The organism is Burkholderia sp. Se-20373 (genome assembly GCF_017104705.1).
Lineage (GTDB): Bacteria > Pseudomonadota > Gammaproteobacteria > Burkholderiales > Burkholderiaceae > Burkholderia.
On the sequence record NZ_JAAGPH010000011.1, the window covers coordinates 39,730 to 53,915 of the forward strand.

The window sequence follows — 14,186 nt, forward strand, 5'->3', positions numbered from 1 at the left end:
CGGTAAGGGTGGATCGTCCCGGCGCGCGTCGCCCGGCCTGTACGGCCGGACCTGCCGCCGGAGCGGATACAAAAACGGCACCGCACTGTTCCGGTGCCGTCATGAGTCCCGTCGCTAAATCGTCACGACATCGAGGACGGTGTTCGTGGCCTCCTTGAAGTCGTAGGGCAGCATGCCGAGACGGCCATCGTCCGGTTGCCCGGCATCCGTGCCTTGTCCCGTCCGGGGCGAGGCAAGCCCCGCACCCGGGCAGATCGGATTCCGTGCCGCGCTGCCTCGCAAGGCACCGCGAACGCCGCGCCCGACATTCGTCAGGACTGCGTCGGAATCCATCGTACGAACCAGACCGCGCGCCGCGCCATCATTGCTCGCGGCAACGCGCTGTTTCGTCGAATCGAAATGAAAGGGGACCGGCGACATCGGCACGCTGCCCGCATCGCCGGGCACTCGGGCCGGCCTGCGTCGATCGGCGCGCACGGTCGCTGTCACGCCACGACCGGCGGCCTGCTGTGCTGCAACCTGCGTGCCCGCTGCCTGGCCGTTCGCCAGGCCAAGCGCATTGATTTCCTCGATCGCCAAACGTGCCCCGTTTTCCTTGTCCTTGCCCAATTGCGCGGTGCGGCACACGAACGGTGCCGCACGACCGGTTCCGGCGACGCGCACGCTGCTGGCCGGCGGTGCCGCGAACACCGCAGCCTCCCTCCCCGCCTCGTCGTCGCTCTTTTTGCTGCAGCCGGCAAGCATTGCAACCGGTGCGGCGACGGACATGGCGTAAGCCAACTTCACATGCATCGAGTGGTCTCCCGCGCCTTGCCAAAATCCGATTTCAAAGCCATTCAGGCCTGAAAACGGGCGCATTGTAACTCCATTTATAGGACGCCAATAATCCTGATTCGATGGGGTTTTCCTGCATTGCAACCAATTTTGAGAGACGCTTGGAAGCGCGCGGGGCAACCCGGTTGCACCATTGATCCGAATAATGGTTGCGATTGCGATTTCGACAGGCAAAAAAAAGCGCGCCGTCAGGCGCGCTTCGGTGTTCCGCGGGTGCGATGCGGCAATCAGGCGGCGGGCGGCAAGTTCAACCCGCGCGGCAGCGGAAACGACACGTTTTCCTCGATCCCGTCGAGCGCGCGGACATTGCGCACACCGAGTTCGCGCAGCCGTGCGATCACGGCCTGGGCGAGCACTTCGGGGGCCGACGCGCCTGCCGTCACGCCGATGCGACGCTTGCCTGCGACCCATGCCGGATCGATCTGGTCGGGTGCATCGACCATGTACGCGTCCACGCCGCGCTTCTCGGCCACTTCACGCAGGCGGCTCGAATTCGAGCTGTTCGGGCTGCCGACGACGATCACGACATCGCACTGCGGCGCCATGAACTTCACGGCGTCCTGGCGGTTCTGCGTCGCGTAGCAGATGTCCTGCTTCTTCGGCTCGCGGATCTTCGGATACTTCGCCTTCAGCGCGCCGATGATCTCGGCTGCATCGTCGACGGACAGCGTCGTCTGCGTGACGAGCGCGATGCGTTCGGGATCGGCGAGCTCGAGCTTCTGCACGTCCTCGACGCTCTCGACGAGATGCATGCCGCGCTCGACCTGCCCCATCGTGCCTTCGACTTCCGGATGGCCCTTGTGCCCGATCATGACGATGTCGACGCCGTCCTGGCGCATCTTCGCCACTTCGACGTGCACCTTCGTGACGAGCGGGCAGGTTGCGTCGTAAATGCGCAACCCGCGCACGTCGGCCTCGTCGCGCACGGCCTTCGACACGCCGTGCGCGCTGAAGATCACGGTATTGCCGGCCGGCACTTCCTCGAGTTCCTCGACGAAGATCGCGCCTTTCTTCTTCAGATCCTCGACCACGTACTTGTTGTGGACGATCTCGTGACGGACGTAGATCGGCGCACCGTGCATCGCGATGGCGCGCTCGACGATCTCGATCGCGCGATCGACACCCGCGCAGAAACCGCGCGGCTGGGCCAGCAGGATTTCGGCATCGGCGGCGACGGTCTGCCCGGACAGCGTATCGGTGGTGCTCATGATTACAGGATTCCGATGATTTTCACTTCGAACGTGAGCGCTTGGCCCGCGAGCGGATGATTGAAGTCGAACAGTGCCGAGGTTTCGCTGACTTCCTTCAGCACGCCCGCGTATCGGCCGCCGTCCGGCGCGTTGAACTCGATCAGCTCGCCCGGCGTGAAATCGTCGCCGACCATCCCGTTCTCGCGCAGCGTCGACAGCGTCACGCGCTGGAGCATGTCGGGATTCCGGGGACCGAACCCCTGTTCGGGGGCTAGCTGAAAAGTCGAATGGTCGCCGACCCTGAGGCCGATCAGAATCTGTTCCAGCGACGGCGCCAGTTGCCCCGCGCCGAGCAGCAGCGTGGCCGGCTTGTCGGTGAAGGTGTTGACGATATCGGCGCCGTCGGCGAGTGCCAGCCGGTAATGCAACGTGACGTGGGAACCGGGCTTCACTTCGGATAGATCGATGAGGCTCATGAATTACTCGTTCAGTCGGCGCCCGATACGGCCGAAAGGCCCGGCGCAAAACCAATATTGTAAGTCACCTGAGCGCGCAAGGCGGAAAGTGCGACGACGTCGCGCACACTGCCCGCCGCCAATGGAGTTTCAAGCATGCTGTCACCCTGCCCAGCCTTGCCGCCCGTCGAATGCCGCGACAGCGCCGATCTGCCGGCCGATCCGCCCGGCCGCGTCATCCCGATCCACCGGCGCAAGCACCGCCTGCGCGGCTGGCGGCCCGAGCGGCCACGCGAGCGATTGCTGGAGCGCGGGCCGGCGGCGCTGACCGACGACGAACTGGTCGCCCTGCTGCTCGGCACGGGCAAGCCCGGGCACGATGTATTCACCACCGCCCGCGCACTGGTCAAGCAGTTCAAGTCGTTGCACGGATTGCTCGAGGCAACCACCGGCGATTTCGAGGCGCACCCCGGCATCGGCCCCGCGCGCGCCGCGCGGCTGGTTGCCGTCATCGAGATCGCGCGTCGCATGCTGAAGGAGAAAGCGCAAGAGAAGATGCCGATCGATTCGCCCGGCGCGGTCGAGGACTATCTGCGGCTGAAGATCGGCGCGCGTCCGTACGAAGTGTTCGCCGCGGTCTACCTCGACGCGCGCCACGGCCTGATCGACATGGAGGAAATCACGCGCGGCTCGCTGACGCGCATGGCCGTCTACCCGCGCGAGATCGTGCGCCGCGCGATGGCATACAACGCCGCGGCACTGATCGTTGCCCACAACCATCCGTCGGGCGCGGTGCAGCCGAGCGCGGAAGATCGCCGCCTGACCCGCGTGCTGCACGACGCGCTCGCACTCGTCGATGTCAGGCTGCTCGATCACGTCGTGATCGGCACCAGTGATACTTTTTCGTTCGCACGGGCCGGTTGGATGTAGACTGTGCGATTGCGGCCCGCCCAACGGCGCCGCAACGGCGATGCGAAATTAGGTTTGATTTTTCTGAACTTTTTCTGCTAGAATCGCCGTCTGTCTTTTTTCCAACCAGTTCTAGCCATCGAAGGGCCTTGTCTGTAAGGGCTTCGGCGTTCTGAGTGCAGCCATGGATCACGTGGCGGTACGATGGAACCTTCATCGGCGATCGAACCCCGAATTTAGCGTATTAGGAGTGCTCTCATGGCACGCGTATGCCAAGTAACTGGGAAAGCGCCGATGAGCGGCAACAACGTTTCCCACGCCAACAACAAGACGAAGCGCCGCTTCCTGCCGAACCTGCAAAACCGCCGGTTCTGGGTAGAGAGCGAAAACCGCTGGGTGCGCCTGCGCGTCTCGAACGCCGGCCTGCGCCTGATCGACAAGAACGGCATCGATTCCGTGCTCGCTGACCTGCGCGCACGCGGCGAAGCCTAAGCCCAAGGAGCAGAATCATGGCAAAAGGCGCACGCGACAAAATCAAGCTCGAGTCGACCGCTGGTACGGGTCACTTCTACACGACCACGAAGAACAAGCGCAACATGCCGGAAAAGATGGCGATCAAGAAGTTCGATCCCGTCGTCCGCAAGCATGTGGAATACAAAGAAACCAAGATCAAGTAATCTCCGGTTTCTGCTAGCCTGACGGCGACCGAAAAGCCCCGCACATGCGGGGCTTTTTGTTTTGCGCGCACGCTCCGGCGCGACGCGGTATGCTCTCCCCTTTCCGCGGCCACGGCCGCCGGAACGCACAAGATCAAAAGCGTAACGATGGAGATGCAGCATGAAATTCGACGTGGCGATCGTCGGCAGCGGCCTGGCAGGGCTGTCGGTCGCACTCAACCTGGCCAGCACGCGACGTGTCGCGCTGATCGCGAAACGGTCGATGATGGAGGGCGCGAGCGATAACGCGCAAGGCGGCATCGCGGCCGTCCTCGATTCGGCGGACAGCATCGAGAACCACGTCGACGACACGCTGGTCGCCGGTGGCGGCTTGTGCGACGAAGGCGCGACGCGCTATATCGTCGAGCACGGCCGCGAAGCGATCGAATGGCTGATCTCGCAGGGCGTGCCGTTCACGAAGGACGACGCGGCCGAGCTCGGCTTCCACCTCACGCGTGAAGGCGGCCACAGCCACCGCCGGATCATCCACGCGGCCGACGCGACCGGCCATGCGGTGCTCGCCACGCTGTCGGCGCGTGCACGCCAGCATCCGAACATCACGTTCTTCGAAAACCACCACGCGATCGACCTGATCACGTCGGACCGGCTCGGCCTGCCCGGCCGCCGCTGTCACGGCCTCTACGCGCTCGACGTCGACAACGACCGCACGATCACGATCGAGGCGCCGCATACGGTGCTCGCCACGGGCGGCGCCGGCAAGGTCTACCTGTACACGACGAACCCCGACACCGCGACCGGCGACGGCATCGCAATGGCGTGGCGCGCGGGTTGCCGCGTGTCGAACATGGAATTCATTCAGTTCCACCCGACCTGCCTGTTCCATCCGTATGCGAAGTCGTTCCTGATTTCCGAAGCCGTACGCGGCGAAGGCGGCCTGTTGAAGCTGCCCGACGGCACGCGCTTCATGCCCGCACACGATCCGCGCGCCGAACTCGCGCCGCGCGACATCGTCGCGCGCGCGATCGACTTCGAGATCAAGAAGCGCGGGATCGACTGCGTGTATCTCGACATCAGTCACCAGCCGGAAGCGTTCCTGCGCGAACACTTCCCGACGATCCACGCGCGCTGCCTCGAATTCGGAATCGACATCGCGAAAGAGCCGATTCCCGTCGTGCCGGCCGCACACTACACGTGCGGCGGCGTCGTCACCGACCTCGCCGGGCGCACCGATCTCGCGGGCCTGTATGCGGTCGGCGAAACGTCTTACACGGGGCTTCACGGCGCGAACCGGCTCGCGAGCAACTCGCTGCTCGAATGTCTCGTGATCGGCCGCGCGGCGGCCGAGGCGATCGAAGCGGCCGGCTTCGATGCCGAAACGCCGGCCACGCTGCCCGCGTGGGACGAAAGCCGCGTGTCGGATGCGGACGAGGAAGTCGTCGTCGCGCACAACTGGGACGAGCTGCGCCGCCTGATGTGGAACTACGTCGGCATCGTGCGTACCGACAAGCGCCTCGAACGCGCGAAGCACCGGCTGTCGCTGCTGCGTGACGAGATCCAGGAGTACTACGCGAACTTCCGCGTGACGCGCGACCTGCTCGAATTGCGCAACCTCGTCGACGTGGCGACCCTGATCGTGAAGAGCGCACACTCGCGCCGCGAAAGCCGCGGGCTGCACTACAGCCGCGACTGGCCGAACTCGCTGCCGAAGGCCCTGCCGAGCGTGCTCACACCGCGCGCGCGTCGCTGAGCGGCACGCCCTTTCCGGCTGCGGCCGCACAGGAAAAAAGCCGTTGGCGTTTGCGCGCCAACGGCTTTTTTGTCTGATCGAAGGCGTTCGGTCAGTCGACGATCCGCATCGAATAATCCGTCGCGCGCACGTCCTTCGTCAGCGCGCCGATCGAGATGCGATCGACCCCCGTTTCCGCGAACGCACGCACCGTATCGAAATTGACGCCGCCCGACACTTCGAGCACGGCCTTGCCGTTCGCCACGCGCACCGCTTCACGCATCATGTCGAGCGTGAAGTTGTCGAGCAGCACCGACTGCGCGCGATGTGCGAGCGCCGTATCGAGCTGCGCAAGCGTCTCGACTTCGACCTGCACGGGCACGCCCGACTCCAGCGCAAATGCCGCATCGAGCGCCTCGCCGACACCGCCTGCCGCCGCGATGTGGTTTTCCTTGATCAGGATGCCGTCATACAGCGCGAGGCGCTGGTTCTCACCGCCGCCGACGCGCACCGCATACTTTTGCGCGAGCCGCAGGCCCGGCAGCGTCTTGCGCGTATCGAGGATCTTCGCGCGCGTGCCTTCGACGCGATCGACGTAACGACGCGTCGCGGTCGCGACGCCCGACAGCAGCTGCAGGAAGTTCAATCCGTTGCGCTCGGCCGTCAGCAGCGCGCGCGCCGGCCCTTCGAGTTCGCAGACGGTCGAATCGGGCGACATACGATCGCCTTCGCGATAACGCCACTGCACGACGATCGCCGGATCGATCCGGGCAATCACGGCCTCGAACCACGGCACGCCGCACAGCACGGCCTCCTCGCGCACGATGATGCGCGCACGGCGGCGTCCGCCGGCCGGTACGAGCCGCCCGGTCTGGTCGCCGGTGCCGACGTCTTCCGCGATCGCATCGGCCACGTTGCGCGCGATCGCATCGTCGAATGCCGCGCCGTACTGCTCGCGGACGATGTTGAAGAGCGGCGATACTGCGGAGCTCGCGCCGCCTTCCGCCGGGCCGCTCCCAAGGACGGTGGCTGCCCCCTCGGGGGCCAGCGAACGAATGTGAGCGTGGGGGCTATTCATTACGCAGCCCCCACGTTCGCGAACAGTTGCTGGTCACGCTGCAGATCGCCGCTCGCCTGCACGCGCTTCTTGTGCGCGGCTGCGAAATCGAGCATCCGGTCGATCGGCAGGCGTGCGCGCTCGCCGATCGCAGGATCGACGCAGATCTCGTTGTGACCGCGTTCGAGCACGTCGGCAAGGTTCGCGAGGCCGTTCATCGCCATCCACGGGCAGTGCGCGCAGCTCTTGCAGGTGGCGCTGTTGCCGGCCGTCGGCGCGGCGATGAAGGTCTTGCCGGGCGCCGCAAGCTGCATCTTGTGCAGGATGCCGAGATCGGTCGCGACGATGAAGTGCGTCGCGTCGAACTTGACCGCCGCATCGATCAGCTGCGTGGTCGAGCCGACCACATCGGCCTGCGCGACGACGTTTTCCGGCGATTCCGGGTGGACGAGCACCTTCGCGTCCGGATATTCGGCGCGCAGCAGGTCGAGTTCGATGCCCTTGAATTCGTCGTGAACGAGGCACGAGCCTTGCCACAGCAGCATGTCCGCGCCGGTTTTCTTCTGGATGTAGCTGCCGAGATGGCGATCCGGCGCCCAGATGATCTTCTCGCCGCGCGCGTGCAGGTCGGCCACGATCTCGAGGCCGATCGACGACGTGACCATCCAGTCCGCGCGCGCCTTCACGGCGGCGCTGGTATTCGCATAGACGACGACGGTACGGTCGGGATGCGCATCGCAGAACGCCGAGAATTCGTCGACGGGGCAACCGAGGTCGAGGGAGCAGGTCGCGTCGAGATCGGGCATCAGGATGCGTTTGTTCGGGCTCAGGATCTTCGCGGTTTCGCCCATGAAGCGCACGCCGGCGACGACCAGCGTCTGTGCGTCGTGGTCACGGCCGAAGCGGGCCATTTCGAGCGAATCGGCGACACAGCCGCCGGTTTCGTCGGCGAGCTCCTGCAATTCGGCGTCGACGTAGTAGTGCGCGACCAGCACGGCCTTTTCACGCACGAGCAAGGCCTTGATGCGCGCTTTCAGCGCGGCCCGCTCTTCGGCGGACGGTGCATCGGGCACCTTGGCCCATGCCTGGCCCACGCCGCATACGGTCCCTGCTGCAACGGGCCGGTCGTACTCGACGGGTTTGATCGTCGATTGCATCTCCATATCTCCTGTCGATCGGAGTTAGCGCTTTAGCGCTTACTCCGATCCCATGCTTCGCGGTCGATCAGCGCTAGCGCTTTAGCGCCCACCCCGATCCCATCCCCTGATCTCGCCCCGGAGCAACGCTTCCACGTTGCCCCAAGCCTCATACCAATCCGGCCCCGCCGATCACCATTCAAAAACCGGCGGACCAAATAAAAAACCCCGCCAACGCGGGGTTTTTGACGTCCTTAGATTCTAATCGATTTCGAATCAGGCGTAGCGGCGCAGGCGCGTCGCGAATTCCTGCAGCGCCTTGATGCCGCTTTGTTCTGCGCGATGGCACCAATCCTGCAATTGCGCGAGAAGCTGTTCGCGCGATGCGGTCGAACGATCCCAGATCGCGGCGAGATCCTGGCGCAGCTGGAAGTAGGTTTGCAGCTTCTGGCTGTTCGCGAAGATTTCCGGCAGCAGCTTCTTCTGCGGCTCGTCGAGGCCCTCGGCATCCTTGTGGAACCACTTGCGCGCGCCGCGCATCATCTGGTACTTCTCGCCGCCGATTTCCTTCAGGTGCGCAAGCTCCTGGCGGTACGCACGCTTCACGGCCTTGCCGTAGCGTGCCATCACTTCGTAGCGGTTCGACAGCACGGCCTGCAGGGTTTCCTGGTCGAGCACCGTCTTCGGCTTGTTCAGGCGCGGCGTCGGCGCGACCTTCTTCACCTTCGCGAGACCGAACGCCGACATGATGCGGATGTACATCCAGCCGATGTCGAACTCGTACCACTTGTTCGACAGCTTCGCCGACGTCGCGAATGTGTGGTGGTTGTTGTGCAGCTCTTCGCCACCGATCACGATGCCCCACGGGAACAGGTTCGTGCTCGCGTCGGCCGAGTTGAAGTTGCGATAGCCCCAGAAGTGACCGAAGCCGTTGACGACGCCAGCCGCCCAGAACGGAATCCAGACCATCTGCACGGCCCACACGGTCAGGCCGATCACGCCGAACAGCGCGACGTCGATCACCATCATCAGGCTGATGCCGAGAATCGGATACTTCGAATAGACATTGCGCTCGACCCAGTCGCTCGGCGTGCCGTGGCCGAACTTGCGCATCGTCTCTTCGTTCTTCGCTTCCGCGCGATACAGCTCGGCGCCTTCGAGGAACACCTTCCAGATGCCGCGCGTCTGCGGGCTGTGCGGATCTTCCTCGGTCTCGCACTTCGCGTGGTGCTTGCGGTGAATCGCGGCCCACTGGCCGGTCAGCATGCCGGTCGTCATCCACAGCCAGAGGCGGAAGAAGTGGCTCGCGATCGGATGCAGCTCAAGCGCGCGGTGCGCCTGGCAGCGGTGCAGGTAGACCGTCACGCCGATGATCGTGACGTGCGTGACGGCGAGCGCGAACAGCGCGACCTGCCACCACGAAAAATGCAGGAGCCCGTGGGAAAGAAAATCGAGCAGGGAATTCAACAAGGCAGTTACCTGTGATGAGAGCGACGCCGGCACGCGCCGAGCGTCAGAAAAATGAAAGCATACCGCGTGTAGACCAGAATTTTACTTCAACCGTTCCAAGTCTTTGTAAAAAATGAACATTTTCTTGCCCTGACGCAACAAACCCAGTCCATGGGCGGACTTGGAAAGGCCCGCGATCCGGTACCGGCCGCGGGGTCGATACGATTGACGGCCGCCCGCGTCATGCCGCCGGTGCGTGGCCGTCCACGGCGCTGTTGCCGGCCGTCACGTCCGTGGCGGGAAAGGCGTCGGGCAACCCGACGACGCGCACTTCGCGCTGCGGGAACGGAATCGAAATCCCGTGCTCGCTGAACAGGCGCCAGATGTTCCGGTTCACGCTCGAACGCACGCCGGACGTGCCTTTCGCCGAATCCTCGATCCAGAAACCGAGCTCCAGGTCGATCCCGTCCGCGCCGAAACCCACCAGATACGGGGTCGGAGCAGGCTCCGTCAGCACGCGCGGCACACCCTTGGCCGCATCGGCGAGCAGCGTGAGCGCGTGCTCGACGTCGCTCGTGTACGCGACCTGCACCGCGACCTTCGCGTAGCCGCGCGTCAGGTACGACGACTGGTTCTGCACGACGTCGGTGATCAGCTTTTCGTTCGGGATCAGCGTCTCGTTGCCGTCGAGGCCGCGCACGACCGTGTAGCGCGTGCGGATCTGCGTGACCACGCCCTGCAAACCGCCCACGCTGATCGCGTCGCCGAGCCGAAGCGAGCGGTCGAGCAGGATGATGAAGCCCGACACGTAGTTGCTGGCGATCTTCTGCAGCCCGAAACCGAGGCCGACACCCACCGCGCCGCCGAACACGCCGAGCACGGTCACGTCGATGCCGACCAGCGACAGCCCGATCAGGATCGCCGCGAACACGAGCAGCGCGCGGCCGACCCGCGACAGCACGACCTTCAGGTTCGCGTCGAGCGTGCTCGCGCGCGTGAGGCGATCCTCGAGCACCGAGCCGAGCCACATCGCGACCATCAGCGTCACGCACACCCACAGCGCGCCGGAGATCACCGACAGCAGCGTGAGATGCGCATTGGCGACACGGAACTGCACGCTGTCGAGCCAGCCGAGCACGTCACGCTGGATGCCGAGCACGGTCAGCACCATCGCGGCCCACACGACGGTCGACACGATCTTCTCGACGATCGACAGCCATGCATGCGTGTGGCCGTCGCGCGCGAACACGCGCCGCGCAAAGAAGAACAACACGTAGATCAGCCCGATGCCGAACAGCGGCACGAGCGCGAGCGACAGCAGCGACGTCGACATGAACGGGTCGAACGCGAGCTGCGCGCCGCCCACGAACACGCTGCCGAACAGCGGGAACAACGCGCGCTTCAGGCTTTGCGCGCCCGCGCCGGGCGCACGTCCGGCCGCCCGGCGGCGCGCGTCGATCCGGCCGTGCACGAAGCGCGCGGCCACCCATGCGAAGCACAGCGCGCCGATGAGGATCGCCGCCTGCCAGATCATCACCGGCTGGTGGAAATCGCGGATGACCAATGCCAGCCGGTGCGACAGCAGGCGGCTCTGCAGATTCTCCATCGTCCGTCCAGCCCGCCGTTACTGCGCAGCGCGCCGTTCGAGCACCGCGGCGAAGAAGCCGTCGGTCGCGTGGCGATGCGGCCACAGCGACAGGTAGTCGCCCGTCTCGAGCTCGATGCGCTGGTCGTCCAGCACCTTCTGCGCCGGCACCAGCACGAAGTCGGGATGGTCGGCCAGGAACCGTTCGACGATGCGTTCGTTCTCGGCGTCGAGCACGCTGCAGGTCGCGTAGACGAGCCGGCCGCCCTTCTTCACCAGACGTGCGGCGCTCGCGAGGATCGACGCCTGCTTAGGCGTCAGCTCGTCGATCGCGGTGCGCGTCTGGCGCCACTTCAGGTCCGGATTGCGGCGCAGCGTGCCGAGGCCGCTGCACGGCGCATCGACCAGCACGCGGTCGATCTTGCCGGCGAGCCGCTTGATCTTCGCGTCATGTTCGCTGTCGATCAGCACCGGGTTCACGTTCGACAGCCCGCTGCGCGCGAGGCGCGGCTTCAGCTTCGCCAGGCGCTTCTCCGACACGTCGAACGCGTAGAGGCGCCCGGTCGAGCGCATCATCGCGCCCAGCGCGAGCGTCTTGCCGCCCGCACCCGCGCAGAAATCGACGACCATCTCGCCGCGGCGCGGCGCGACCAGCGAGCACAGCAGCTGGCTGCCTTCGTCCTGCACCTCGATCGCGCCTTCCTCGAACAGCCTCAGGCGCGTCAGCGCCGGCTTGCCGACCACGCGCACACCGAACGGGGAAAACGGCGTCGCGCCCGCATCGATGCCTTCCGCGCGCAGCCCGTCGATGACCTGATCACGGCTGGCCTTCTGCACGTTGGCGCGCAGGTCGAGCGGCGCCGGGTAGTTCAGCGCGGCCGCGAGCTGCGCGAGCTCGTCGGCGTCGAAACGGGCCGACAAGGCCTGGTGGATCCAGTCGGGCAGGTTCGTGCGGATGCGCACCGGCAGGCTCGCCGGATCGATCTTCGATACGTGCTCGAGCCATGCGGACTCGGTGTCGGACAGGAACGGCTTCAGCGCATTGCGGCCAGCCGTCTGCATCAGGCCGAGCAGCGTGAGGCGCCGCGCGGGCGTGCCCGTGCCGCTCTCGGCGAGATGCGAAAACTCCATCTTGCGGCGCAGCACCGCGAACACGGCCTCGGCGATCACGCCGCGCTCGGCATGCCCGAGCTTCGGATGCGCGCGGAAGAACCGGCTCGTCGTCGCATCGGCGGGGCCGGCGAACTTCAGCACCTCGGCCAACAAAGTCTCGGTCTGGCCGATCAGGAATCCGTGCAGTTTCATACGCCCTCACTCGTTTCGGTATGCGGTTGATCCGCGAAAATCCAGCGCGCCTCTTCCGGCGCCACCACTGCACGGCCGTTCTCGAGGCGCAGACGCCCCTCGATGAACCAGCGCACCGCGCGCGGATACAGCACATGCTCGACCGTCAGCACACGCTGCGCGAGCGCGGCCGCGTCGTCGCCCGCGCGCACGGGCACCGCGCCCTGCGCGACGATCGCGCCGCTGTCGAGCTCGGGAATCACGAAATGCACGCTCGCGCCATGCAGCGCGACCCCCGCGTCGAGCGCCTGCTGGTGCGTGTGGATGCCCTTGAAGCTCGGCAGCAGCGACGGGTGGATGTTCAGCAGCCGGCCTTCGTATCGTCTGACGAATGCGGGCGTGAGAATGCGCATGAAGCCGGCGAGGACCACGAGATCGGGCGCGAATCGGTCGATCTCGGCGGCGAGCGCCGCGTCGAAGCTGTCGCGGCCGTCGAACGACCGGTGGTCGACCACCGCCGTCGCCACCCCGTGCGACGCGGCAAATGCCAGGCCGGCCGCGTCGGGCCGGTTGGCGATCACGGCCGCAACCTCGGCCGGCCAGCGTTCCTGCGCGCACGCGCGGACGATGGCCTCCATGTTGCTGCCGCGACCGGAAATCAGGATCACGAGTTTTTTCATCCGCGAATTTTACCATTCGCCCCCGCGTTTCCCCCCTTCTCGGCCGCCGGCCCGCCCGAACGTTTATAATCTTCTGCTTTGCGGCATCCCACCGCCCATTCCCCGACGCTGCATCCGCTATCGTGAAAGTCTTCCGCGGCCTGCCCAACGCCGAGAGCCGCGCCCCGTGCGCGCTGACGATCGGCAACTTCGACGGTGTCCATCGCGGCCACCAGGCCCTGCTCGCGCGCGTGCGCGCGGCAGCGGACGCGCGCGGCCTGCCCGTGTGCGTGATGACGTTCGAACCGCACCCGCGCGAATTCTTCAACCCGGCCGGCGCGCCGCCGCGCATCGCGATGCTGCGCGACAAGCTCGAGGCGCTGCGCGATCACGGCGTCGACCGCGTGGTCGTCGAGCACTTCAACCACACGTTCGCGAGCCAGTCGCCGCAGGCGTTCGTCGAACGCACGCTGGTGAACGGGCTGCACACGCGCTGGATGATGGTCGGCGACGATTTCTGCTACGGCGCGAAACGGGCGGGCACTTTCGACACGCTGCAGGCGGCCGGTGCGCAGTACGGCTTCGAGGTCGAGCAGATGGGTACGGTGGCCGGCAGCGACGGCACGCGCATCTCGAGCTCGGGCGTGCGCGCCGCGCTCACGGCCGGCGATCTCGATGCGGCCGCGCAGGCGCTCGGCCACGGCTATGCGATCAGCGGCCACGTCGCGCACGGGCTGAAGCTCGGCCGCGACCTCGGCTTCCCGACGCTGAACCTGCCGATCGCACACAAGCGGCCGGCGCTCGCGGGCATCTTCGTCGTGCAGGTGCACGGCCTCGGCCCCGCCCCGCTGCCGGGCGTCGCGAGCCTCGGCCTGCGCCCGACCGTCGACGATTCGGGCCGCGTGCTGCTCGAAGTCCACCTGCTCGACTGGCACGGCGATGCCTATGGCAAGCTCATCCGCGTCGAATTCCTGAAGAAGCTGCGCGACGAGGCGAAATTCGACGATCTCGAGACGCTGTCGCGCGCGATCGCGCTGGACGTCGCGAATGCGCGTGCGTACTTCATCGAGCGCGACCGTGCGCCGGGCAGCCGCGCCACGGGCTTCGCGACGTCGGCCACCGACCGAATTAGCTGATCCGGACGGCGGCGCCCCGCGCCGCACCCTCGCGCCGCCCAGTCGCGCGCATACCCGATTCACGACGCTCGCGCGTCCCCCGAGATTGA

General features: G+C 65.9%; 15 protein-coding genes. 5 read left to right on the forward strand and 10 right to left on the reverse strand.

Annotated features, from left to right (window positions below; genetic code table 11):
• Window positions 1-114 precede the first annotated feature (114 nt).
• The 4 genes from G3N96_RS06435 to G3N96_RS39670 form a co-directional block, all read right to left on the reverse strand.
• Window positions 115-858, reverse strand: coding sequence for an amino acid-binding protein (locus G3N96_RS06435; RefSeq protein WP_206136684.1), 744 nt, complete (start codon window positions 856-858; stop codon window positions 115-117).
• A gap of 203 nt (window positions 859-1,061) precedes the next feature.
• The gene (gene ispH, locus G3N96_RS06440; RefSeq protein ID WP_011352949.1) at window positions 1,062-2,042 is read right to left on the reverse strand and encodes a 4-hydroxy-3-methylbut-2-enyl diphosphate reductase; all 981 of its coding nucleotides are present in this window, start codon (window positions 2,040-2,042) and stop codon (window positions 1,062-1,064) included.
• Between the two features lie 2 nt (window positions 2,043-2,044).
• Window positions 2,045-2,500: a peptidylprolyl isomerase gene (locus G3N96_RS06445; protein ID WP_046544593.1), complete on the reverse strand. Its 456-nt coding sequence runs from the start codon at window positions 2,498-2,500 to the stop codon at window positions 2,045-2,047.
• 11 nt (window positions 2,501-2,511) lie between these two features.
• On the reverse strand, window positions 2,512-2,637 hold the full coding sequence (locus G3N96_RS39670) for a hypothetical protein (protein ID WP_256093565.1): 126 nt from the start codon (window positions 2,635-2,637) through the stop codon (window positions 2,512-2,514).
• Here G3N96_RS39670 and radC point away from each other — a divergent pair.
• The 4 genes from radC to nadB all read left to right on the forward strand — a co-directional run bounded on the left by radC (window position 2,636) and on the right by nadB (window position 5,812).
• Window positions 2,636-3,409, forward strand: a complete 774-nt coding sequence (gene radC / locus G3N96_RS06450; protein WP_124583118.1) for a DNA repair protein RadC — start codon at window positions 2,636-2,638, stop codon at window positions 3,407-3,409. The genes G3N96_RS39670 and radC overlap by 2 nt on opposite strands.
• Before the next feature lie 237 nt (window positions 3,410-3,646).
• Window positions 3,647-3,880 carry a 50S ribosomal protein L28 gene (gene rpmB, locus G3N96_RS06455; protein ID WP_004186391.1) on the forward strand — a complete coding sequence of 78 codons (234 nt, stop codon included), beginning with the start codon at window positions 3,647-3,649 and terminating at the stop codon, window positions 3,878-3,880.
• 17 nt (window positions 3,881-3,897) lie between these two features.
• Complete coding sequence (gene rpmG, locus G3N96_RS06460) at window positions 3,898-4,065, forward strand: 50S ribosomal protein L33 (protein WP_006478046.1); 168 nt, start codon at window positions 3,898-3,900, stop codon at window positions 4,063-4,065.
• A gap of 160 nt (window positions 4,066-4,225) precedes the next feature.
• Window positions 4,226-5,812, forward strand: a complete 1,587-nt coding sequence (gene nadB / locus G3N96_RS06465; protein ID WP_046544591.1) for an L-aspartate oxidase — start codon at window positions 4,226-4,228, stop codon at window positions 5,810-5,812.
• A gap of 91 nt (window positions 5,813-5,903) precedes the next feature.
• Here nadB and nadC read toward each other — a convergent pair whose 3' ends face one another.
• The 6 genes from nadC to purN all read right to left on the reverse strand — a co-directional run bounded on the left by nadC (window position 5,904) and on the right by purN (window position 12,982).
• Entirely contained in the window at window positions 5,904-6,869 is a 966-nt protein-coding gene (gene nadC, locus G3N96_RS06470) for a carboxylating nicotinate-nucleotide diphosphorylase (protein WP_241022511.1), read from the reverse strand.
• Window positions 6,869-8,005, reverse strand: a complete 1,137-nt coding sequence (gene nadA / locus G3N96_RS06475) for a quinolinate synthase NadA (RefSeq protein WP_206136685.1) — start codon at window positions 8,003-8,005, stop codon at window positions 6,869-6,871. Before nadA ends, nadC begins: the two co-directional genes overlap by 1 nt.
• 255 nt (window positions 8,006-8,260) lie before the next feature.
• Window positions 8,261-9,454 carry an acyl-CoA desaturase gene (locus G3N96_RS06480; RefSeq protein ID WP_206136686.1) on the reverse strand — a complete coding sequence of 398 codons (1,194 nt, stop codon included), beginning with the start codon at window positions 9,452-9,454 and terminating at the stop codon, window positions 8,261-8,263.
• 220 nt (window positions 9,455-9,674) lie between these two features.
• Window positions 9,675-11,039, reverse strand: a complete 1,365-nt coding sequence (locus G3N96_RS06485; RefSeq protein ID WP_124583120.1) for a mechanosensitive ion channel domain-containing protein — start codon at window positions 11,037-11,039, stop codon at window positions 9,675-9,677.
• 18 nt (window positions 11,040-11,057) lie between these two features.
• Window positions 11,058-12,323 (reverse strand): RsmB/NOP family class I SAM-dependent RNA methyltransferase, encoded by a 1,266-nt coding sequence (locus tag G3N96_RS06490; RefSeq protein ID WP_124583122.1) that lies wholly within the window; start codon window positions 12,321-12,323, stop codon window positions 11,058-11,060.
• Window positions 12,320-12,982 (reverse strand): phosphoribosylglycinamide formyltransferase, encoded by a 663-nt coding sequence (gene purN, locus G3N96_RS06495; RefSeq protein ID WP_039368183.1) that lies wholly within the window; start codon window positions 12,980-12,982, stop codon window positions 12,320-12,322. The genes G3N96_RS06490 and purN overlap by 4 nt, the downstream gene beginning before the upstream one ends.
• A 122-nt stretch (window positions 12,983-13,104) precedes the next feature.
• Between purN and G3N96_RS06500 the strand changes: the two genes are divergently transcribed.
• Window positions 13,105-14,097, forward strand: coding sequence for a bifunctional riboflavin kinase/FAD synthetase (locus G3N96_RS06500; RefSeq protein WP_089440845.1), 993 nt, complete (start codon window positions 13,105-13,107; stop codon window positions 14,095-14,097).
• Window positions 14,098-14,186: the final 89 nt, after the last annotated feature.

Excerpts from the sequence above, each read along its gene's own strand:
- G3N96_RS06435 (WP_206136684.1), bottom strand. The coding sequence starts at position 858 with ATGCGCCCGTTTTCAGGCCTGAATGGCTTTGAAATCGGATTTTGGCAA.
- ispH (WP_011352949.1), bottom strand. The coding sequence starts at position 2,042 with ATGAGCACCACCGATACGCTGTCCGGGCAGACCGTCGCCGCCGATGCC.
- G3N96_RS06445 (WP_046544593.1), bottom strand. The coding sequence starts at position 2,500 with ATGAGCCTCATCGATCTATCCGAAGTGAAGCCCGGTTCCCACGTCACG.
- radC (WP_124583118.1), top strand. The coding sequence starts at position 2,636 with ATGCTGTCACCCTGCCCAGCCTTGCCGCCCGTCGAATGCCGCGACAGC.
- G3N96_RS39670 (WP_256093565.1), bottom strand. The coding sequence starts at position 2,637 with ATGCTTGAAACTCCATTGGCGGCGGGCAGTGTGCGCGACGTCGTCGCA.
- rpmB (WP_004186391.1), top strand. The coding sequence starts at position 3,647 with ATGGCACGCGTATGCCAAGTAACTGGGAAAGCGCCGATGAGCGGCAAC.
- rpmG (WP_006478046.1), top strand. The coding sequence starts at position 3,898 with ATGGCAAAAGGCGCACGCGACAAAATCAAGCTCGAGTCGACCGCTGGT.
- nadB (WP_046544591.1), top strand. The coding sequence starts at position 4,226 with ATGAAATTCGACGTGGCGATCGTCGGCAGCGGCCTGGCAGGGCTGTCG.
- nadC (WP_241022511.1), bottom strand. The coding sequence starts at position 6,869 with ATGAATAGCCCCCACGCTCACATTCGTTCGCTGGCCCCCGAGGGGGCA.
- nadA (WP_206136685.1), bottom strand. The coding sequence starts at position 8,005 with ATGCAATCGACGATCAAACCCGTCGAGTACGACCGGCCCGTTGCAGCA.
- G3N96_RS06485 (WP_124583120.1), bottom strand. The coding sequence starts at position 11,039 with ATGGAGAATCTGCAGAGCCGCCTGCTGTCGCACCGGCTGGCATTGGTC.
- G3N96_RS06490 (WP_124583122.1), bottom strand. The coding sequence starts at position 12,323 with ATGAAACTGCACGGATTCCTGATCGGCCAGACCGAGACTTTGTTGGCC.
- purN (WP_039368183.1), bottom strand. The coding sequence starts at position 12,982 with ATGAAAAAACTCGTGATCCTGATTTCCGGTCGCGGCAGCAACATGGAG.